20 protein-coding genes are annotated in these 19,414 nt (G+C 73.8%); 10 read left to right on the forward strand and 10 right to left on the reverse strand.

What is annotated here, in order from left to right; all coding sequences use genetic code 11:
- Positions 1-9: 9 nt before the first annotated feature.
- Complete coding sequence (locus ABZ956_RS12885; RefSeq protein ID WP_361891256.1) at positions 10-1,527, forward strand: CoA transferase; 1,518 nt, start codon at positions 10-12, stop codon at positions 1,525-1,527.
- Positions 1,528-1,553: 26 nt separating this feature from the next.
- The gene (locus ABZ956_RS12890) at positions 1,554-3,536 is read left to right on the forward strand and encodes a DUF5107 domain-containing protein (RefSeq protein WP_361891258.1); all 1,983 of its coding nucleotides are present in this window, start codon (positions 1,554-1,556) and stop codon (positions 3,534-3,536) included.
- A 4-nt stretch (positions 3,537-3,540) separates the two neighbouring features.
- On the opposite strand, the gene ABZ956_RS12895 is transcribed toward ABZ956_RS12890, so the two are convergent.
- Together ABZ956_RS12895 and ABZ956_RS12900 are read right to left on the reverse strand one after the other, a co-directional pair.
- Complete coding sequence (locus tag ABZ956_RS12895; RefSeq protein WP_361891261.1) at positions 3,541-3,891, reverse strand: VOC family protein; 351 nt, start codon at positions 3,889-3,891, stop codon at positions 3,541-3,543.
- A 10-nt stretch (positions 3,892-3,901) separates the two neighbouring features.
- Positions 3,902-4,735 (reverse strand): class I SAM-dependent methyltransferase, encoded by an 834-nt coding sequence (locus tag ABZ956_RS12900; RefSeq protein ID WP_361891264.1) that lies wholly within the window; start codon positions 4,733-4,735, stop codon positions 3,902-3,904.
- Between the two features lie 185 nt (positions 4,736-4,920).
- Between ABZ956_RS12900 and ABZ956_RS12905 the strand changes: the two genes are divergently transcribed.
- Positions 4,921-6,129, forward strand: a complete 1,209-nt coding sequence (locus tag ABZ956_RS12905; RefSeq protein ID WP_361891267.1) for an aminotransferase class I/II-fold pyridoxal phosphate-dependent enzyme — start codon at positions 4,921-4,923, stop codon at positions 6,127-6,129.
- 93 nt (positions 6,130-6,222) lie between these two features.
- Positions 6,223-7,227 carry an MBL fold metallo-hydrolase gene (locus ABZ956_RS12910; RefSeq protein WP_361891270.1) on the forward strand — a complete coding sequence of 335 codons (1,005 nt, stop codon included), beginning with the start codon at positions 6,223-6,225 and terminating at the stop codon, positions 7,225-7,227.
- A gap of 7 nt (positions 7,228-7,234) precedes the next feature.
- On the opposite strand, the gene ABZ956_RS12915 is transcribed toward ABZ956_RS12910, so the two are convergent.
- The 4 genes from ABZ956_RS12915 to ABZ956_RS12930 all read right to left on the reverse strand — a co-directional run bounded on the left by ABZ956_RS12915 (position 7,235) and on the right by ABZ956_RS12930 (position 10,510).
- Positions 7,235-8,476 (reverse strand): hypothetical protein, encoded by a 1,242-nt coding sequence (locus tag ABZ956_RS12915; RefSeq protein WP_361891273.1) that lies wholly within the window; start codon positions 8,474-8,476, stop codon positions 7,235-7,237.
- A gap of 102 nt (positions 8,477-8,578) precedes the next feature.
- A complete protein-coding gene (locus ABZ956_RS12920; RefSeq protein WP_361891488.1) occupies positions 8,579-9,187 on the reverse strand; it encodes a VTT domain-containing protein in 609 nt (202 codons plus the stop codon).
- Between the two features lie 17 nt (positions 9,188-9,204).
- A complete protein-coding gene (locus ABZ956_RS12925; protein WP_361891491.1) occupies positions 9,205-9,969 on the reverse strand; it encodes an MBL fold metallo-hydrolase in 765 nt (254 codons plus the stop codon).
- A 16-nt stretch (positions 9,970-9,985) separates the two neighbouring features.
- Positions 9,986-10,510, reverse strand: a complete 525-nt coding sequence (locus ABZ956_RS12930) for a GNAT family N-acetyltransferase (protein ID WP_361891276.1) — start codon at positions 10,508-10,510, stop codon at positions 9,986-9,988.
- Positions 10,511-10,642: 132 nt separating this feature from the next.
- Here ABZ956_RS12930 and ABZ956_RS12935 point away from each other — a divergent pair, with 132 nt between their 5' ends.
- From ABZ956_RS12935 to ABZ956_RS12945, 3 genes are all read left to right on the forward strand, one after another.
- A complete protein-coding gene (locus tag ABZ956_RS12935) occupies positions 10,643-10,885 on the forward strand; it encodes a hypothetical protein (RefSeq protein ID WP_361891278.1) in 243 nt (80 codons plus the stop codon).
- 112 nt (positions 10,886-10,997) lie between these two features.
- Positions 10,998-13,103, forward strand: coding sequence for a hypothetical protein (locus ABZ956_RS12940; protein WP_361891281.1), 2,106 nt, complete (start codon positions 10,998-11,000; stop codon positions 13,101-13,103).
- Positions 13,104-13,223: 120 nt separating this feature from the next.
- Complete coding sequence (locus ABZ956_RS12945) at positions 13,224-14,618, forward strand: amino acid permease (RefSeq protein ID WP_361891284.1); 1,395 nt, start codon at positions 13,224-13,226, stop codon at positions 14,616-14,618.
- Between the two features lie 66 nt (positions 14,619-14,684).
- Here the strand turns inward: ABZ956_RS12945 and ABZ956_RS12950 are convergent, their stop codons facing one another.
- On the reverse strand, positions 14,685-15,446 hold the full coding sequence (locus tag ABZ956_RS12950; RefSeq protein WP_361891287.1) for a glucose 1-dehydrogenase: 762 nt from the start codon (positions 15,444-15,446) through the stop codon (positions 14,685-14,687).
- 107 nt (positions 15,447-15,553) lie between these two features.
- Positions 15,554-16,135 (reverse strand): TetR family transcriptional regulator, encoded by a 582-nt coding sequence (locus ABZ956_RS12955; protein ID WP_361891290.1) that lies wholly within the window; start codon positions 16,133-16,135, stop codon positions 15,554-15,556.
- Positions 16,136-16,227: 92 nt separating this feature from the next.
- On the opposite strand from ABZ956_RS12955, the gene ABZ956_RS12960 reads away from it, so the two are divergent.
- From ABZ956_RS12960 to ABZ956_RS12970, 3 genes are all read left to right on the forward strand, one after another.
- Entirely contained in the window at positions 16,228-17,169 is a 942-nt protein-coding gene (locus ABZ956_RS12960; protein WP_361891293.1) for a leucine-rich repeat domain-containing protein, read from the forward strand.
- 130 nt (positions 17,170-17,299) lie between these two features.
- Positions 17,300-17,635 carry a PadR family transcriptional regulator gene (locus ABZ956_RS12965; RefSeq protein WP_361891296.1) on the forward strand — a complete coding sequence of 112 codons (336 nt, stop codon included), beginning with the start codon at positions 17,300-17,302 and terminating at the stop codon, positions 17,633-17,635.
- Positions 17,632-18,660, forward strand: coding sequence for a hypothetical protein (locus tag ABZ956_RS12970; RefSeq protein WP_361891299.1), 1,029 nt, complete (start codon positions 17,632-17,634; stop codon positions 18,658-18,660). The genes ABZ956_RS12965 and ABZ956_RS12970 overlap by 4 nt, the downstream gene beginning before the upstream one ends.
- Here the strand turns inward: ABZ956_RS12970 and ABZ956_RS12975 are convergent.
- Positions 18,603-18,977: a hypothetical protein gene (locus ABZ956_RS12975; protein WP_361891301.1), complete on the reverse strand. Its 375-nt coding sequence runs from the start codon at positions 18,975-18,977 to the stop codon at positions 18,603-18,605. The genes ABZ956_RS12970 and ABZ956_RS12975 overlap by 58 nt on opposite strands.
- Positions 18,970-19,188 (reverse strand): hypothetical protein, encoded by a 219-nt coding sequence (locus ABZ956_RS12980; protein ID WP_361891304.1) that lies wholly within the window; start codon positions 19,186-19,188, stop codon positions 18,970-18,972. The genes ABZ956_RS12975 and ABZ956_RS12980 overlap by 8 nt, the downstream gene beginning before the upstream one ends.
- Positions 19,189-19,414 lie beyond the last annotated feature (226 nt).

The following is a 19,414-nucleotide window of genomic DNA, read 5'->3' on the forward strand; positions in this document are numbered from 1 at the left end:
ACTCTGGGGATGATCAAGCGATCGACCGAGGCGACGGACCACGTCTGGGCGCTGCTCGGCGGCGACCCCGCCCGCACGGCGGCCGTCCACTTCGGCGGGCCGGCAGGCACGCTCCAAGCACGGCTCCCCGTACGGGAGATGGCCCGGTCGACCGTGGCGGTCTGCGCCCTGGCCGCAGCCGAGCTGGCCGCCGCGCGGCGCGGCGGCGGCCCGCTCCCGGCCGTACGTGTCGACGACGGCGCCGTGGCGGCCGCCTTCGTCAGCGAACGCCACCTGCGCGTCGCCGGCCGGGCCGCCACCCCCTTCGCGCCGCTCTCCCGCTTCTGGCGCACCGCCGACGGCTGGCTGCGCACCCACGCCAACTACCCCCACCACCGGGCCCGGCTCCTGGCCGCCCTCGGGCAGCCGGACGCCGGCGCCGACGGGGACGAGGCCCTGGCCGCCCGCGTCGCCGACGTCCTCGCCGCCCGCGAGGCCGCGCAGGCGGAAGAGGAGATCCACGCGGCCGGCGGGCTGGCCGTCACCGTGCGCACCCCGCACGAGTGGGCCGTCCACCCGCAAGGGGCCGCCGTCGCGCAGCGGCCCCTGCTCTCGCTCGAGCGGATCGCGGACGCCGCCGTGCGTACGCCCGGCGGTGGGAGCGGCGGGCCGCCCGCGCTTCCCGCCGAGGGGCTGCGCGTGCTCGACCTGACCCGGGTCATCGCCGGCCCCGTCGCCACGCGCACCCTCGCCCTGCTCGGCGCGGACGTGCTGCGTGTCGATTCCCCATCCCTGCCGGAGAGTCAGGAGGCCCACGACGACACAGGGTTCGGCAAGCGCTCCACCACGCTCGACCTCGCCCGGGCCGCCGACCGCGCCACCTTCGAGGAGCTGCTCGCCACCGCCGACGTCGTCGTGACCGGCTACCGGCCCGGCGCGCTGGACCGGCACGGCCTGTCGCCGCAGGCCCTGGCCGAGCGGCGGCCCGGGCTGGTCATCGGCCAGTTGAGCGCCTGGGGCACGTACGGGCCCTGGGGCGGGCGGCGCGGCTTCGACAGCCTGGTGCAGGCCGCGTGCGGCATCGCCGCCGTCGAGGCCGGGCCGGACAACCGGCCCGGCGTGCTGCCCGCCCAGGCCCTGGACCACGGCACCGGGTACCTGCTGGCCGCCGCTGTGCTGCGGGGCCTCACGGACCAGCGGACGGTGGGGGGTACGTACCTGGCGCGGCTCGCTCTCGCGCAGACCGCGGCGTGGCTGGCTCGTTCTGTGGGGCGCGACGAGCAGGACGCGTCGCCGACGGGTGCCTATGAGGTGGAGCCCTGGTTGCTGGAGCGTCCTGGGCCGTTGGGGCCGGTGCGGTACGCGCGCTCGCCCGTCGCCTTCGACGGTCGGTCGCTCGACTGGGCCCGGCTTCCGGGGCGTTGGGGTGCCGACGCGCCTGTCTGGGGCGGGGACCAGGGACCGCACCGTCCCGGTCCCGCCCGCCGGTTCGTTCCGGCCGAGCGGGGAACCGATCATGAAGGGCGCCGACCGCACGGCCGCCCGTAATCCGCCTGTGAGAAGTCGAGGTTGCCGTGGCCACTACCGTTCGACCCGCTGTCCTGGCGCTGCCGGCGGCGCGTCTGGGGAGCGAGAATCCCTTGCCTCCGCTCCTGCCCCCTCGTGACGTGCATCAGGACATGCGAGCTGTCGATGCTCTGCCCGTCGACATGGTGCGGCAGATGCGGTACGCGCCCCTGCGTTCCTTGTTGCCTGTGCGTCGGCTCGATGATTACGGGCGTGAGCGCCACCCCGCCGAATTCGACGCGGTCGTTCTGGAGAACGACCGGCTGCGCGTCACCGTCCTGCCCTCGCTCGGCGGTCGCGTGCACTCCCTCCAGCACAAGCCGACCGGCCGATCGCTCCTCTACACCAACCCCGTGCTCCAGCCCGCCGGCTTCGCCCTCAACGGCGCCTGGTTCTCCGGCGGCATCGAATGGAACATCGGCGCCACCGGGCACTCCACCCTGGCCGTCGCCCCGCTGCACGCCGCCCGCGTCCCCGCGCCGGACGGTGGTCACATGCTGCGGCTGTGGGAGTGGGAGCGGCTGCGCGACCTGCCCTTCCAGGTCGACCTCTGGCTGCCCGAAGGCTCCGACTTCCTGTACGTCGGCGTGCGCGTGCGCAATCCGCACGACCGGCCCGCGCCCGTGTACTGGTGGTCCAACACCGCCGTGCCCGAGGGGCCGCGCACCCGCGTCCTCGCCCCGGCCGACACCGCCTGGCACTTCGGGCACGAGCGTGCCCTGCGGCACGTCCCGGTGGGTACCGACGGCACGTATCCGCTGCGTGCGGAGCGGCATGGCGATTTCTTCTACGACCTTCCCGAAGGGGAACGGCGGTGGATCGCCTCCCTGGACGAGGACGGGCGGGGGCTCGTGCAGACCTCCACCGATCTGCTGCGGGGGCGCAAGCTCTTCTTCTGGGGTACGGGAGCCTCCGGCCGGCGGTGGCAGCGCTGGCTCACCGAGCCCGGCACCGGCGGCTACGCCGAGATCCAGGCGGGGCTCGCCCGTACCCAGTTCGAACATCTGCGGCTGGAGGCGGGCGGCGAGCTGGCGTGGCTCGAGGCGTACGGGCCGCTGGCGGCCGACCCCGGCCGGGTCCACGGGGCCGACTGGGCGGCCGCCCGCGCCGAGGTCGCCGGGCGGCTGGAGGAGGCCCTGCCGCGGGCCACCGTGGACGCCGCGTACGCCGCCTGGCGGCCGTACGCCGACCACGAGCCCGGGGAGACGCTGGCCACCGGTTCGGGATGGGGCGCCCTGGAAGTCGAGCGCGGCGGGCTCGACCTGCCCGGCACACCGTTCCGGGCCGCGACCCTGGGCGCCGAACAGGCGCCGTGGCTACGACTGTTGCGCACCGGAGCCTTCGCCGAGGACGGCCCCGAGCCCGGCCCCTCCCTGGTCTCACCGCCCTGGCGGGAACTGCTGGAGGCCGCCGAGCCCGGGCCGTCCGCCGCCTACCACCTCGGCATCGCCCAATGGCACGCCGGCGACCGCTCGCAGGCCGTCCGCAGCTGGGAGCGCGCCCTGCGGGCCGGGCTGACCTGGCCCGCCCTGCGCGCCCTGGCCGCCGCCGACCAGGCGGACGGCCACCCCGAGCGGGCCGCCGACCGCTACGCCGCCGCCGTGACCGAGGCCCGCGCCGCCAGGGTCTCGCGCGCCGCCGCGACCGCGCTGGCGGGCGAGGCGGTCCCCGCGCTGCTGGACGCCGGGCGGGCCGACGACGCGGCCGCCGTGCTGGCGGCCGCGCCGCCCGCCGCCCGCGCCCACGGCCGCTTCCGGCTGCTGCGGGCCCGCGTCCTGCTCGCCCAGGGCGACGCGGCGGGTGCCCGCGCCGTCTTCGACGAAGGATTCGACATGGACGACGTGCGGGAGGGCGAGCACACCCTCGCCGAGGTCTGGTACGCCGTCGCCGAGCGCCTGGTGGCGGGGGAGGGCCCGGTCACCGAGGCCGTACGGGCCCGCGCCCGCGAGAGGCATCCGCTGCCGGCGCGGTACGACTTCCGTACGGGCTGAGGAGTCAGCCCGGGCGGCGGTCCACGTACTCGAAGACCGAGCCGTCCGGGTGGCGGGCCACCAGGTTCCGGCCGATCGGCGTCGGCAGCGGGCCCGCGATGATGTCGGCCCCCACCGCCTGGAGATCGGTGAGGGCCTCGTCCACGTCCGTGACGGCGACCGTCGCGGTGATCTTCCGCAGGACGGAGAGCTCCGCCTCCGGCCCGCTCATGAGGAAGAAACAGCCGACGGCCGCCACCGCCACCCCTCCGCGCCGGAAGCGCAGCGCCTCTTCCCCCGTCAGCCGTTCGTACACCGCGATCGCCGCTTCCAGATCGGCGACGCACACCCGTAGCGAAGTCCCCAGAATGTTCATGGAAGGCAGGCTAGTTGACCCTGCAGAGCAGTTCGCCGTTGAGTACGGAGAACCACGCGTCCTCGTGACGACCCCACTCCCGCCAGGCCCGGGCGATCGCCTCCAGGCCCTCCCGGTCGGTGTGGCCGCCCGCGAGCGCGAGGTCGGCGTAGGGGGAGGAGAGCGTGCGGTCCGCCCACAGGCCGCTCCACCAGGCGCGCCGTTCCTCGCCCGCGTAGCACCAGGCGCCCGCCGTCGCGGTGACGTCGGTCAGGCCCGCCTGCCGCGCCCAGGACAGCAGCCGGCTCCCGGCGTCCGGCTCCCCGCCCTGGGCGCGGGCCACCCGTACGTACAGGCGCTGCCAGTCCTCCAGGCCCGGCACGCGCGGGTACCAGGCCATGGCCGTGTAGACCACGTCGCGGACGGCGACGAGGCCACCGGGGCGGCACACACGGCGCATCTCGCGCAACGCGGCCACCGGGTCGTCGAGGTACTGGAGCACCTGATGGGCGTGGACGACGTCGAAGGAGCCGTCGGGGTAGTCCAGGGCACGTACGTCGCCGGTGGTGAACTCGGTGTTGTCCAGGCCCCGTTCACGGGCCGCCGCCCGGGCGTGCGCCAGGATGCCCGGGGCCGCGTCCAGGCCCGTCACCCGGCCCTGCGGGACCAGGGCCGCCAGGTCCGCGGTGATGCTGCCCGGACCGCAGCCGATGTCCAGGATGTGCTGGTGCGGCTTCAGCTCGGGCAGGAGATAGGCGGCCGAGTCGGCGGCCCTGCGCCTGCCGTGCGACCGCAGCACCGACTCGTGGTGGCCGTGGATGTAGACCGTGCCGGCCTCGTTCCGCTCGTTCCGTTCCTCGGGCATGGTGGTCCCTTCGCCGCCGGATGCAGTGGGCCTCTTCACGGTACGCACTGTTCTCGCATGGTGAGAAGCCCGTCCCGCGATACGGACGGCCCGTCACCCGCCCGCCCGTGTCGGCCCGCCGCGCACCCCGTGATCTGCGAAGGTGGACGGAAGACCCGCCGGGGTAGGTACGGAGGTACGTACGGATGCAGCAGGGCTCTGCGGCACCCCCCGCCCTCCCGGCGCCCGAGCGCCAACTGCCCGTCCTGCCGGAACTCGCCGCGCGCCTGGCCGAAGCCGCCGGCCGCCCGGGACCGGAACCCCCCGGCGGCGGCCCCGACCTGCGCACCGCCGCCTGCGCCTACTGGGCCCGGCGCGGCCTGCACACCGCCCCCGAGTACGTCCTCGCCGGCCCCGGCCCCCGGCCCCTGCTGCTGGCCCTGTTCGCCTCGGCGGGCGGCGAGGTCCTGCTCAGCCGGCCCTGCGCCGCCTGGTACGGCCCGCTCGCCCGCCTCGCCGGCCGGCTCGCCTACCACGTGCCCGTACCGGCCGAATGCGGCGGCGTGCCCGACCCCTTCGCCTTGCTGGAGACGGTGCGGCGCATTCGCGCCGAAGGCGGGCGGCCCCGCTTCCTCGTGCTGTCCGTCGCCGACGACACCACCGGCACCGTGGCCCCGCCGGAGATCCTCCACGAGGTCTGCGAGGCCGCGGCCGCCGAAGAACTGACCGTCATCAGCGACGAGACCTGGCGCGACGTCCTGCACGACCCGCACGCCACGGTCTTCGTCGGACCCGCCGAGATGTACCCCGACCGCGTCGTCGTCCTCACCGACCTCGCCGGCCCCTTGATCCCCGGCGCCTGGCCCGTGGCCGTCGCCCGCTTCCCCGCCGGCGGCGCCGGGCCGGCCCTGCGCGCGCGGGCCGCCTCGCTCCTGACGGCCCTGGGGGCCGAACTGCCGCCGCCCGTCGCGGCCGCGGCCCGCTGGGCGCTGACCGAACCCGGGCCCGTACGCGAGCGCACCACCGCCACCGCACGGCTGTACGGGGCGCTGGGCGTCGCGGTCCGCGAGCGGCTGGACGCCGCCGGGGTGCTCTGCCGGCCGCCGCAGACCGGCCCCCACCTCTACGCCGACCTCGGCGAACTGCGCGACGCCCTCGCCGCGCGCCGCATCACCGACTCCGTCGAACTGGAGGGCTATCTCGGGGCCGTCCTCGGCCATCCCGTCCCCGGGGGGCACCGCTTCGGCGACGCGCCGGACGCGCTGCGGGTCCGGCTCTCCACGGCGCCGCTGCTGGGCGCCTCCGAGGAGGCGCGGCAGCGCGCCCTGGACGCGGCCGACCCGGTGGCGGAGCCGGATGTCGCGGAGGCGTTGTCCACTTTTGGATCGGCGTTCAGTGAACTCGCCGGTATCTGATCTACCGTCGAGCGGTGAGCGTGCCGCGGTGCCCCCGCCCGGGCCCGCCTGCCGCACCGCCCAGGTTCCGGTTCCCCACGAATGGAGCCCCAGATGACCGAACAGACCGAGCGGCCCCTCGCACAGCCGCGCCCCCTCGGCGAGATCCGCTCCTGGCCCCGGTCGTTCGCCGACCGCCTCACCGCGCCGCTGCCGGGCGTGCGCGCCCTGGCCCGCCTCGCCCGCGAGGGCCGGCTGCGGCCGAGCGCCGAGGCGCTGCTGGAGCTCTCCGAGCTGCCCTTCGAGCCCGGCCCGCTGCCGGCCGTCGACGCCGCCTCGCTCGCCGTCACCTGGGCGGGGCACGCCAGCTGGGTCCTGCGCGTGGGCGGGCTCACGGTCCTGACCGACCCGGTCTGGTCCCGCAGAATCCTCGGCACCCCCGCCCGGGTCACCCCGGTGGGAGTGGCGTGGGAGGACCTGCCGAGGATCGACGCCGTCGTCATCAGCCACAACCACTACGACCATCTCGACGCCCCCACCCTCAAGCGGCTGCCCCGCGACACCCACCTCCTCCTCCCCGCCGGCCTGGCCTCCTGGGCGCGCCGCCGCCGCTTCACCCGCGTCACCGAACTCGACTGGTGGGAGGCCGTGGAGCTGCCCGGCCCGGCCGGCCCGGTCCGCTTCGACTTCGTCCCCGCCCACCACTGGAGCAAGCGCACCCTGACCGACACCTGCCGCTCACTGTGGGGCGGCTGGGTGCTCACCGCGCCGGGCGGGCGGCGCGTGTACTTCGCGGGGGACACCGGCTACGGCTTCTGGTTCGAGCGGATCGGCCGCCGCTACCCCGGCATCGACGTGGCGCTGCTGCCCATCGGCGCCTACGACCCGCGCTGGATGCTGGGGACGGTGCACACCGACCCCGAGGAGGCCGTACGCGCCTGCCAGGACCTGGGGGCCCGGGTGATGGGGGCGATGCACTGGTCGACCTTCCTGCTGTCCGCCGAGCCGCCCATGGAGCCGCTGCGGCGGGTGCGCGCGGCCTGGGAGGCGGCGGGGCGGCCCCGGGAGGACCTGTGGGACCTGCCGGTGGGGGCCTCGCGGGTGCTGCCGGCCCTGTGACGCGCCGCTACCCGCTCCAGGCGAAGGTGAAGCGGTTGGCGCCGTGGCCGGTGCAGGTCAGGAACGAGGGGAAACGGCTGGCCCGGGTGTCGACGCCCACGACACCGGTCGGCTCGTCGTAGGTGAAGTACACCGATCCGTTCGCCACGACCTCCTCCCCGCGCCGCACGACGAGCTGCACCGGCACGCCCTCCCTGATGCCGAAGTCCCGGGCACCGGCGCCGGATTCCAGGTGGACGTCGAGGCCGTCCGGGGCGCGCAGGAACCGCAGCGTGACCGCCCGGGCCGGATCCGGCACGGCGGCGAGGTCCACCCGGACCGCCCGGCCCCTGGGCCCGTCGGGCGCGGCCACCGCCAGGCTGTGGAAGCCGCCGGCCGCCACCAGCATGACGTTCTCGCCCTTCGCCGCCGTGAGGATGCCCGACACCTGCCCGTCGCCGTCCTTGCCGGCGCCCAGCAGCGCGCCGTCCCGCGTCACCACGAGACTGTGCAGATAACCCGCGGCGATCGCGGCGATCTTCCGGCCCTGAGCGGCCCTGAGGATGCCCGACACCTGGTGGTTGCCGTCCCGGCCGGCGGCCAGCAGCCGGCCGTCGTCGGTCAGTGCCAGGCTCTGCAGGGCGGCCGCCGCGACGGCGACGACCTTGCTGCCCTCGGCCGCCTCCAGGATGCCGGACACCTGCCCGTCCTCGTCCCGCCCGGCGGCCAGCAGCCGCCCGTCCCGGGTCGCCGCCAGGCTGTGGAAGTCACCGGCGGCCACCGCCGCGACCTGCCCGCTCCTGGCCGCCGCGAGGAGCCCAGAGACCTGCCGGTCACCGTCGTGGCCGGCGCCCAGGAGGGTCCCGTCGTCGGTCACCGCCAGGCTGTGCACGCAGCCGGCCGCCACGGCGGTGACCTTCTGGCCCCGGGCGGCCTCCAGGAGGCCCGACACCTGCCGGTTGTGGTCCTTGCCCGCGGCCAGCAGCCGCCCGTCGCGGGTGACGGCCAGGCTGTGGAACCCGCCGCCGGCCACCACCGCCGCCCGGTGGCCGCGCGCGGCCGCGAAGATGCCCGACACCTGCTCGTAGTCGTCCAGCCCCGCCGCGATCAGCCGCCCCTCCTCGGTCACCGCCAGGCTGTGATAGCCGCCCGCCGCCACGGCGACGACCTTCCTGTCCCGCGCCCCGCGCACGATCCCCGGCACCTGCCCCTGAAGGCTCAGCCCCGCGGCGAACAGCTGCCCGCCGGCGCGGGTCGGTACGACCGCCATGAGCCCTCCTGTCGATTGCGACACGGTGAGGTCCACGCTGGTCGCTCGCACGGGCGGCGGCACGCGAGGCAAGGCCGAACAGGTGAGCGCCGCCCGGCGCCCTCAGCGCAGCCGGCGCCGCAGCGTCGGCACCGCGCCCACCGCCAGGGTCAGCAGCACCGCCGCCACCACGCCCTCCCACGGCCGGGCGAACAGCGCGCCGCCCACCACCCCGATGACCTGGTACGTGGCCGCCCACGCCAGGCACGCGGGGAAGTCCCCGCGCGCGAAGCGCGCCGCCGGCACGCGCGCGAGCAGACAGGCCAGCATCACCGGGACGCGCCCGGCGGGCACCAGCCGGGACAGCACGAGCACGGTCACCCCGTTCTCCTCCAGCCGCGCCCGCGCCTGCGCCAGCCGCTCGGGCGCGGCCCGTTCGCGCAGCCGCCGCAGCCAGCGCGAACCGCCTCGCGAGCCGACGCCGCGCTCGCCCAGCCAGTACAGGCCCATGTCGCCGAGGAAGGCGGCGGACGCGGCGACGAGGAAGACCCACAGCAGCGAGAACGGCGAGCTCTGGTGGAACGCCACCACCGCCGCGGAGCTCACCAGCGCCCCCGTCGGCACGACGGGCACCAGCGCCCCGAGGACCACCAGCACGAACAGGGAGGGATAGCCGACCGCCTGCTGCGTCGACTCCGGCGGCACGGACCGTTGCGCCGCCTCCGCCACCATCCCCGCGAGGACCGCCGTCACGGCCGCACCGACTCGCCGTGCGCCGGCCGGTGGACGGCCGTCCCGGGCGCGTACCGGGCCGCCTGCCGGGCGAACTCCTCGCCGGGCGCGTGGAATTCGTACGGCCGCACCGCGTCCATGCCGATCGGCCAGAACGTGCCGTAGTGCACCGGCACCGCGCTGCGGGCCCCCAGCAGGGCCAGCGCCCGCGCGGCGCGGCGCGCGTCCAGATGGCCGTGGCCCAGGAACGGCCCCCAGCCGCCCACCGGCAGCAGCGCCACGTCCACCGGGCCGACCTCGTCGGCCATCGACGCGAAGTAGGCCGTGTCCCCGGCGAAATACGTGCTCGCCGCGCCCCGCACCACATACCCCAGGGCCGGCGCCCGGTGCGGCCCGCACGGCAGGCGCCGCCCGTCGTGCTCGGCACGCACCGCCTTCACCCGCACCTCCCCGACCGCCACCTCGTCCCCGGGCGCGGCCTCGGTGACCGCCAGCCGGCGCTCGGCCGCCAGCCGGCGCAGGCCGCGCACGGCGGCGGCCGCGCCGCGCGGCACGATCAGGGCGGTGCCGGGGGCGAGCCGGGCCAGCGACGGCAGATGCAGATGGTCGGCGTGCAGATGGGAGACCAGCACCACGTCCGCGACGGCCGCCTCGGGCGGCGGCACGGCACCCCTGCGGCGGCGCAGGTGCGCCAGCCGCCGCCCGAAGAGCGGATCGGTCAGGACCCGGACGCCGGAGTCCTCCACCGTCACGGTGGCATGTCCCCACCAGGTGATTTCCATGGGCGCGTTCGGCACGTTACGAGCGTGCCTCGAGAACGTGCACGCACAGCGGAATCCCGTACGCCGGATGCGTCGTCTCGCGCTCCCGGCGCATGCCGAGCTTGCGCACGACCCCCTCGGCGGCGGTGTTGCCGACGGCGTGCACGCTGACGACTCTCGCCAGCCCCCGGTCCCGCAGCGCGAAGTCCAGCACTGCCCGCGCCGCCTCGGTCGCCAGCCCCTGTCCCCAGAACGGCCGCCCGAGCCGCCACCCGAGCTCCACGGCCGGCAGGATCTCGGGCAGGAAGGCGGGCACCGACAGTCCCGCGAAGCCGGCCAGCCGGCGGCCGGCCCGGTACTCCACGGCGAAGAGCCCCACCCCGCGCTCCTCCCACTCCCGTTCCCACGCGGCGATCCGCTCCTCGGTCTCCCGCCGGTCGCGCACCGACCCGTCCCCGATCCAGCGCATCACCTCCGGGTCGGCGTTGATGGCCGCCATGGGCGCGATGTCGTCCTCGCGCCAGCGGCGCAGCGTCAGTCGGGGCGTACGTAGGCAGGTCATGCCGCCATCCTGCCCAGCCGCCGGACCGAAGCCACCCCGGGCGACAGATCCGGCCACCGCGGCCGGAACACCCCCGAGGGGTCTAGGCTTTGAGGCGCAACGGTCATCGCGCGCAAGGGCTGGTCGGTCCCGGTGAGTGAACACACGTCCCCGCACGGACCGGAGCCGCAGGCCAGGGCGTGCCCGTGGTGCCACGGCTCCGGATACACCACGCGCGCGCTCGCCTACACCGTCGGCCCCCATCCGTTCAGGGGCCCGGCCGAGACCGTCCACCGCGCCGGCCAGTGCCCGCACTGCCGGGGCGCGGGCACCTACGACTCCGCCCTGGACCCCACGCTGGACCAGGCCCGCCGCCCGCCGCGGCCGCCCACGTGAAGTCGGGCCTCCGCCGCCTCCGGTGGCCGGAACCGGAGGTATCGTGACCGGATCCCTTCCGGAGTGATCCGGGCCACCCTGCCGCCCGGCGCGGCCGCCCTACCCTGCAGGCATGGGGCATCTGCGCAGCGTCGTCCGCCGTGCGGGCAGGCTGGTCAAGGAAAGATGGCTGGGGGCGGTCCTGCCCTGGGCCGTGTCCACCGTCACCATGCTCGCCCTCGCCGGCGTCCTGCCCGACTTCCGGCTGCGGCCCGCCGGCGGTGACGGCGCCGCCCGCTTCGTCCTCGCCGCCGCCCTGGGGGCCGGGGCCTTCGGACTGCTCACCGCCGTCGTCTGGCCGGTGCTCGTGCGCGCCTTCCTGCTCGTACCGGCCTGCGTCCTGGGTCTGCTGGTCTTCTTCCTCAACGGCTCGCTGCTGGTGACCGCCCTGGCCCTGGTCCCCGTCGGCGGGGGCACCGCCGAACCCGAGACCGCGGTCGTGGTCGCCGCCGTGGTCTCCGCCGCGTCCTCCGCGGCCGGGGGGTTCGTCGCCGTGCGCGACGACGGCGCCTACCGCCGCCGCCTGGCCCGCCTCGCCGACCGCAAGCGCCGCCGCCGGGGCCAGCCCACCGGCCGGCACTCCTCGCCCGGCACGGTCTTCCTGCAGCTCGACGGCGTCGGCCACGACGTCCTGTGCGAGGCGCTGCGCGAGCGGACCGGCGCCCGCGGCCGCCGCAAACCCCCGCTGATGCCGACCGTGGCCGCCTGGGCCGCCGACAGCCACCGCCTCACCCCCTGGCGCACCGACTGGTCCAGCCAGACCGGCGCCAGCCAGCTGGGCATCCTGCACGGCTCGAACGAGGACGTGCCCGCCTTCCGCTGGTACGAGAAGGAGACCGGCGAGGTGATCATCAGCAACCGCCCCGCCGGCGCCGCCGAGTTGCAGCGCCGCGCGGCCGCCCGCACCGGCGACCGCGGGCTGCTGAGCGCCGACGGCGCCAGCCGCGGCAACCTCTTCACCGGCGGCGCCGACCAGCTCGCGCTCGTCCTGTCGGTCGCCGCCCGGCGCGGCCGGCACAACCGCTCCCGGTCCGGGTACTTCGCCTACTTCTCCGACCCCGCCAACGCCACCCGCACCGCCGTCTCCTATCTCGCCGAGATCCTGCGCGAGATAGGCCAGTCCACGCGCGCGAAGTTCCACCGCGAGACCCCCCGCCTGGGCCGGGGCGGCCTCTACCCCTTCATCCGTGCCTTCGTGACCGTCGTCGAGCGCGACGTGATCGTCGCCGCCGTCATCGGCGACATCCTCTCCGGGCGCACCTCCGTCTACGCCGACCTCGTCGGCTACGACGAGGTCGCCCACCACTCCGGGCCGCGCGGCCGCGACACCCACCAGGTGCTGCGCGGGCTCGACCGCGCCGTCGCGCTGATCGCCAAGGTCACCGAGCACGCCCCGCGCCCGTACCGGATCGTGCTCCTCTCGGATCACGGCCAGAGCCCCGGGGAGACCTTCGCCGCCCGCTACGGGCTGACGCTCCAGGAGCTCGTACGCACCGGGCTGGGCGGCCCGGCCGGGGGGAGGGAACCGGTCGTGCTGGCCTCGGGCAACCTCGGCCTGGTGTCCTTCCCGGACCTGCCGGGGCGGGCGAGCCGCGAGGACATCGAGCGCGACCACCCGGGGCTGCTGCGCACGCTCGCCGACCACCCGGGGGTCGGCTTCCTGCTCGTACGCTCGGCGGAGCGCGGCCCGGTCGTGCTCGGCGCCGGCGGCGGCGAGCACTACCTGGACACCGGCGAGGGCGCCGAGCGCAGCCCGCTGCGCGGGCTGGGGCCCGGCGCGGTGGCGGCCGTCCGCCGGACCGCGGGCTTCCCGCACGCGGCGGACATCATGGTCAACTCCGCCTACGACCCGGTCACGGGCGAGGTGCACGCCTTCGAGGAGCAGATCGGTTCGCACGGCGGGCTGGGCGGCGAGCAGAGCCGTCCCTTCCTGCTGTGGCCGCGCGAGCTGAGCGCGCCGGTGCGGGAGGGCGAGGAGCTGGTCGGCGCCGAGGAGGTGCACCGCGTGCTGCGGCGCTGGCTGTGCGAGGCGAGTGGGCGACCGCAAATACCGGCCGGGACGGTTGCGGCCGAGCGGATTCCGCTTGAGTGTGCCCCGGTGGACGAATCACGGTCCGCGACCCCCGCGACAGCACCTTTTGCGGTCGAGGGCCCGGCCGTGCGGGACAAAAAATTCTAATTTTGCGCCTCGGCGGCCTGCGGTCAATATGTGCTGTCGCACATACCTGTGCTCTTGCATGGGTGTGCGATGTCGCCCCAGAATCGGCGACCTGCCCGCAGCACGAGAGGCGCACCTCCCATGCACGACTCCGACGGCGCACCCGCACGCCGTTTCGGCCTCCCCACCGCCATCACCCTGGTCATGGGGAACATCATCGGCGGCGGCATCTTCATGCTGCCCGCCTCGGTCGCCCCTTACGGCACGGTCAGCCTGCTGGCGTTCGGGGTCCTGACGATCGGCGCGATCGCGCTGGCCCTCGTCTTCGGCCGCCTCGCCGGACGCTTCCCGCGCACCGGTGGTCCGTATGTCTATGCACGCGAGGCGTTCGGCGACTTCGCCGGATTCCTGTCCGCGTGGTCCTACTGGACGATGACGTGGGTGAGCAACGCCGCCCTCGCCGTCGCCGGCGTGGGCTACCTCCACGTGCTCACCGGGGGCAAGGAGTCCAAGGGACTGGACCTCGCCCTGGCCCTGGCCCTGCTGTGGCTGCCGGCGCTGGCGAACCTCGCCGGCACCCGCTGGGTGGGCGCGGTGCAGATGATCTCCACGGTGCTGAAGTTCCTGCCCATGCTCTTCGTGGCGGTCGTCGGCCTCTTCTTCTTCGACCCGGACAACCTCGGTCCCTTCACCACCGGCGGCGGCAACTGGACCGGCGGTCTGACCGCCTCCGCCGCGATCCTGCTCTACAGCTACGTCGGTGTGGAGTCGGCCGCGATCAGCGCCGGCGAGGTCCGTGACCCCGAGCGCAACGTCAGCCGCGCGAGCGTCATCGGTACCGTCGGCGCCGCCGTGGTCTATCTGCTGGGCACCGTCTCCGTCTTCGGCACCGTCGCCCACGACAAGCTGGTCGACTCCACCGCCCCCTTCTCCGACGCGGTCGACGCGATGTTCGGCGGGCACTGGGGCGGCACGCTGATCGCCCTCGCCGCGGTCATTTCCATCACCGGAGCGCTCAACGGCTGGACGCTGATGAGCGCCCAGATGCCCTACGCGGCGGCCAAGGACGGGCTGTTCCCCGCCATGTTCGCGACCAAGCGGCGCGGCGTGCCGACGGCCGGTGTGCTCGCCGCCGCCGCGCTCGCCTCGGTGCTGACGATCGTCAACTACACGGTCGGGGTGAGCGGGGTCTTCGAGATCCTGGTCCTGATCACCACGTTCTCCGCCACCGTCCCGTACCTGCTGGCCACCGCCGCACAGGTGTACTTCCTGCTCACGGGTGCGCGCGACAAGGTCCACCCCGGTCGCATGACGCGCGACATGGTGCTCGCCCTCGGCGGCTTCGCCTTCTCCTTCTGGCTGGTGGCGGGCGCCGGGTACGCGGCGGTCTACCAGGGCGTGCTCTTCCTCTTCGTCGGCATCCTCGTCTACGTCTGGATGGCGGCCCGACGCAAGACGGGAGACGACGCGCAGGCGGCGCAGGCCGGCAAGGGCAAGGCCGAGACCGAGGCCGCCGAGCCGGAGCTGGTGGCCTGACCCCGAGCCTCCAGCCGAGCCTGAGGGCTTGCTCCGACCGCCCGATCCGGCGGCCGGAGCAAGCCCTCAGGCCGTGACGCCCCCGTCGAGCACGAGCTCGGTGCCGACCGCGTAGCCGGCCTCCCCGGAGGCCAGGTACAGCACGGCCGCCGCGATCTCCTCGGGGGTGCCCGCCCGCCCCGCCGGCACCTCCCGGCTCATCCGCTCGGCCTTGTCCGCGTCGGACTCGCCGGGACGGGAGGACATCGAGGTCTGGACGGGACCGGGGCTCACGGCGTTGATCCGCACGCCGTCCCCGATGTGGTCCAGGGCGGCGCCACGCGTCAGCGCGGAGACGGCGGCCTTGCTGGCGGCGTACGCGCTCAGGCCCGGCAGGCGCTTGTGGGCGCCGAGGTTGGACGAGATGTTCACGATGGCGCCGCCGCCGTGGGCCCGCATGTGGCCGATCTCGTGCTTCATGGACAGCCACAGACCGGTCAGGTTGGTGGCCATCAGTGTGTGCCAGTGGTCCTCGGGGATGTCCGCGAGCTTCGTCGGCGGTATGAACGTACCGACGTTGTTCACGGCCACGTCCAGCGTGCCGTAGCGCGCCACCGTCCGTCCGACCAGGGCCTCGACGTCCTCGGAGCGGCTCACGTCGGCGGTGACGGCGGTGGCCTCGCCGCCCTCGGCCTCGACGAGGGACACGGTCTCCTCCAGCGGCTCCGGGCGGCGCCCCGCGACCACGACCCGGGCGCCCTCGCGGGCGAAGGCGAGCGCGATGGCCCGGCCGATGCCGGTGCCGCCGCCGGTGACGAGAACGGTCCGGCCGGTGAAGCGTGCGGTCATGGGGTGACTCTCCTCAGCGTAAGAAAGCGATAAGCGATATGAGAACGATCGGTCTTGAATGAAGGCATGCCGCTGCCGCCCCGGAGGCGGGGCGGGTGGGCGAGGGGTCAGTCCAGCAGGGCCAGCGCCTGGTCGGCGGCGTCCCGCGGCAGGCCGGGCGAGGGGTTCACCTTGCCGACCACCCGCAGCCCCTGCAGGAGCACCAGCAGCATGCGGGCCAGCGCGACCGGGTCACGGCCGGCGGGGAGTTCACCCTGGGCCGCGGCCCGCATGAGGGCCGAGGTCAGCGCCGTCTCCACGGAGTGCCAGCTCTGCTCGACCCGGCGCGCGCTCTCCGCGTCGTGCGCGCCGAGCTCGACGGCCGTGTTGGTCACGAAGCACCCACGCCGCAGCTCGTCGCAGGCGGCCTCCTCCGCGAAGCGCCGCACCAGCGCCCGCACCGCGGGCAGCGCCGGCCCCGGCTGCGACAGCTCCTCGACGAAGCGCGGCCCGTGCTGCTCGCCGTAGCGCTCGAGGGCCTTCAGGTAGAGCTCGCGCTTGCTGCCGAACGTGGCGTACAGGCTCGCCCGGGCGACGCCGAGATGCGCCACGAGGTCCGCCATCGACGTCGCCTCGTAGCCGCGCCGCCAGAACAGCTCCAGGGCTGACTGCAGGGCGGCGTCCGGATCGAATTCCTTGGTTCTGGCCACGTCGATGATCTTAGGAGTATCTGGAACGATCGGTCAATAAAGAGTTCTCGTAGCCTTGCGACAGTCCAGAGAGGGCGAGTGGGAGGGAACGCATGACGCCGCACGAGGGGCAAGGACGGCTGGACCTCAGGAGCAGGGGCCTGGACCGGTGGCCGGCGCTGCCGGGAGGGTTCGAGGGGATGACCGAACTCCACCTGGACGACAACGCCTTGACGGCCGTTCCGGAACCCCTGCGCACCGCCGACGACCTGCGGCTTCTGAGCCTGTACCGCAACCGGCTGGAGTCCGTACCGCCGTGGATCAGCGACTTGAGCGGCTTGCGGAGCCTGAACCTGGCGGCCAACAGGCTCACGACCCTGCCGGAGGAGATCACGGACCTACCGGGCCTGCACACGCTGGACCTGGGCCACAACAACCTCACCGAACTCCCCGATTCCCTGCACCGCCTCACGGGCCTGGACCGCTACCTCTACCTCAGCAACAACCGCCTCACCACGGTCCCGTCCACCCTCTGCCGCCTGACCCGCCTGCGCTACCTGAACATCACCGACAACCACCTCACAGCCCTCCCGCAGGACATGGGTGACCTCGCCGCGCTCCGCGAACTACGCCTCTACAACAACCGCCTCCACACCCTGCCGGACTCCCTGGGCCGCCTGACCGCACTGCGCGAAGCCCACCTGATGGGCAACGCCCTCACCACGCTCCCGGAGTCCCTCGGCAACCTGACGGCCTTGCGCGAACTCCGCCTCATGGACAACGCCCTGACACACCTCCCCCGCTCCACCGGCCACCTGAAACGCCTACGCCTCCTGGACCTCCGCAACAACCACCTCACAACCCTCCCCGAATCCCTCTCGACCCTGCCCCAACTCACCCACCTCGACCTCCGCAACAACCACCTGACCGACCTCCCCGAGTCCCTCTCCCACCTCCCGTCCCTCGAAAAGCTGGACCTCCGATGGAACCCGATCACCAACTGGCCGAAGTGGTTCGCCGCCCTGGAGCAACGGGGGTGCGCGGTGTTGTGTTGAGGGGGAGTGGGCGACCTTGTGGCCGCAGCAGCCCGCCGACCTTGCCCTGCCAGGGGTGACAGCTGACGACTCCCCGACTAGTCTGAATATCGTACTAGTCGGGATCGTGGGTGGGAGGGGACCGGTGTCGGTGGCTGCACCACAAGCGGCGTGGGCGCGCGCGTTTCTGCAACTTTGCCTGCTCGGCGTCCTGGAGGCCGAGGGAACCAGCTACGGCTACGCGTTGTTGAGTCGCCTGTCGGTAGCCGGGCTGGACACCGTGAAGCCGGCAACCCTCTACCCCGCGCTGACCCGCCTGGCGGAGGAGGGCGCGGTGGAGGTCGAGTGGGCGGCCGGGGAGAACGGGCCGGGGCGAAAGTACTACCGCATCACTGAGGAGGGGCGAAGACGCCTCGGTGAGCAGCGCAGGGCATGGGGCGAATTCAACGCCGCGATAACGGAACTGGCGGGAGGTAAAGAAGCATGACGTCCAGGACGTGCATCCAGTGGACGCGCAAGGAGGACGAGAGGTGGGCCGCCGTCTTCGAACTCCACCTCGTCACGGAGTACCACCCGCAGAAGAACCTTGCGGACCAGGCCCTGTCCGAGGTCCACGAGATGGTGACCGAGGCCGGCAGGTCGGCGGAGGACTTGCTCGGCGACCCGCGGCAGTACGCGGCTTCGGTTGCGGCCGATCGTCTCGATGAAACGCACGCGGGCAAGCGCGACTTGCGGGGCGCGACTGCCGGTGAACGATTCACCACTGCTGTCGTGATGGCCGGATTCATGGGGCTCACGCTGTCCGCAGTTCGCTGGATCAGTGACGGCTTATGGGTGAAGGTTTCGTTCGCGTCTTCGGCGGCTGCCGGCGCGCTTGCAGCGGGTGCTGTGATTCTCTGTCTGGCTGTAGCGCTTCGTGCTGCGGGCCGGATGCGGGCCATGTGGGCATGTCTCGGAGCGTTCATCGTGATGGTGGCGTGCGGGATGATCGCGGCGACCGTGTTGCCTCAGTATCTGCTGTTCTCACTGCCGATTCCGGTGCTGTTGGCGGTATCGGTGGCGGTGATGGTCGGCGCCCACTGGCTGCCCGATGCTACCGCTGACAGATGGTTCAGCTCTCGCCATGGCGGGGACGACGCGGCGTGGATGGGTCGCCTGGACGGGCTGCTGCGCGGTCGGCACGGCATCCCGGTCAAGGACGCCCGCGAGTACGTGACCGAAGTTCGCTCACACCTCAGCAGCGCAGAGTGCCGCTCTGCGCAAGAGGAGTTCGGCGACGTGGAGACCTACGCAGCCCGGCTGGCCAACGGCCCGCGCCGGGAGCAGCGGATCCAACGCCGTAAGGCCCATGCGGCCGGGGTGTTCGCGTTGTTGCTCGTTGTGGCGACCTTCGACCGGCTGCTCGATCCGGACGTGACCTCGTTCTGGTTCTGGCTCGCGACGCTGGCCGTAGCCTATGCGCTGGTCGATGCTGTGATGCTGTACGGAGATTTCCGCCGCCGAGGGCAATGACGGGCGGCAGGCAATGAGTGGATGTGGAGAGGGGCGTTGCCCGCCGCCCGCTTGAAGGCATCGATGTCGCGGGAGACGACCAGCAGCTTTGCCGCCTCGGCAACACCACCGAGTTCCTTGATCGCTTTGCATGCCTTGGACGTCGGGATGAAGGCAGCACCCACAGCCGCGACGCACTTGGTGTACTTCCAGGTGGTGTCCCACCAGCCGTACGCAACGATGTCCGCCCGAGCCGCCTGAGCCGATTCGCCGTTCAGCAGTACCCGCAAAGTGACGGCCTGGGACTCCTTGTCCCCCGGGTAAAGCGCCTCAACCACCTTGCTCCATCGTGCGCTCCTTCGGGAGCGCGGCCAGACGGTCGTCCAGACCCTCGGTCTGGATCTTCGGCACGCCGACAGCCGACTCGACGCTGTGGGCAGCCTGCGTAGTGGCAATGGCGCGATCGTGCTTGGCCTGGCTGGCGGAAGCCAGCGGGGCGGTGACACCCAGGGCTACGGCCGCCATGACCGAGGTCGCTGCAACGCTCACGTCTGCGGAGAGACGTGCTACGTACTCGGCCGCCACCCTCTTCGTCGCCCACGGCCCGGTGAGGGGGTACACCGTCCAGACCAGCACGGCATGCGCGGAGGCCGAAGGGCAGAGATCGTGTAGGTGCACGCGTACGCGAACACACTTCGACGCCAGTGCCTGGGTGCTTGTCCCGTCCGGGTGACCCGTGAGGACGGGCGCTCATTTCAACCCGATGCGAGGTAGA

It is taken from the genome of Streptomyces sp. NPDC046261 (assembly GCF_040646235.1).
In the GTDB taxonomy this organism is placed as follows: domain Bacteria; phylum Actinomycetota; class Actinomycetes; order Streptomycetales; family Streptomycetaceae; genus Streptomyces.

Bases quoted from the DNA above. Each gene is read 5' to 3' on its own strand.
- ABZ956_RS12885 (WP_361891256.1), top strand. From the start codon at position 10: ATGATCAAGCGATCGACCGAGGCGACGGACCACGTCTGGGCGCTGCTC.
- ABZ956_RS12895 (WP_361891261.1), bottom strand. From the start codon at position 3,891: ATGAACATTCTGGGGACTTCGCTACGGGTGTGCGTCGCCGATCTGGAA.
- ABZ956_RS12900 (WP_361891264.1), bottom strand. From the start codon at position 4,735: ATGCCCGAGGAACGGAACGAGCGGAACGAGGCCGGCACGGTCTACATC.
- ABZ956_RS12905 (WP_361891267.1), top strand. From the start codon at position 4,921: ATGCAGCAGGGCTCTGCGGCACCCCCCGCCCTCCCGGCGCCCGAGCGC.
- ABZ956_RS12910 (WP_361891270.1), top strand. From the start codon at position 6,223: ATGACCGAACAGACCGAGCGGCCCCTCGCACAGCCGCGCCCCCTCGGC.
- ABZ956_RS12915 (WP_361891273.1), bottom strand. From the start codon at position 8,476: ATGGCGGTCGTACCGACCCGCGCCGGCGGGCAGCTGTTCGCCGCGGGG.
- ABZ956_RS12920 (WP_361891488.1), bottom strand. From the start codon at position 9,187: ATGGTGGCGGAGGCGGCGCAACGGTCCGTGCCGCCGGAGTCGACGCAG.
- ABZ956_RS12925 (WP_361891491.1), bottom strand. From the start codon at position 9,969: ATGGAAATCACCTGGTGGGGACATGCCACCGTGACGGTGGAGGACTCC.
- ABZ956_RS12930 (WP_361891276.1), bottom strand. From the start codon at position 10,510: ATGACCTGCCTACGTACGCCCCGACTGACGCTGCGCCGCTGGCGCGAG.
- ABZ956_RS12940 (WP_361891281.1), top strand. From the start codon at position 10,998: ATGGGGCATCTGCGCAGCGTCGTCCGCCGTGCGGGCAGGCTGGTCAAG.
- ABZ956_RS12945 (WP_361891284.1), top strand. From the start codon at position 13,224: ATGCACGACTCCGACGGCGCACCCGCACGCCGTTTCGGCCTCCCCACC.
- ABZ956_RS12950 (WP_361891287.1), bottom strand. From the start codon at position 15,446: ATGACCGCACGCTTCACCGGCCGGACCGTTCTCGTCACCGGCGGCGGC.
- ABZ956_RS12960 (WP_361891293.1), top strand. From the start codon at position 16,228: ATGACGCCGCACGAGGGGCAAGGACGGCTGGACCTCAGGAGCAGGGGC.
- ABZ956_RS12970 (WP_361891299.1), top strand. From the start codon at position 17,632: ATGACGTCCAGGACGTGCATCCAGTGGACGCGCAAGGAGGACGAGAGG.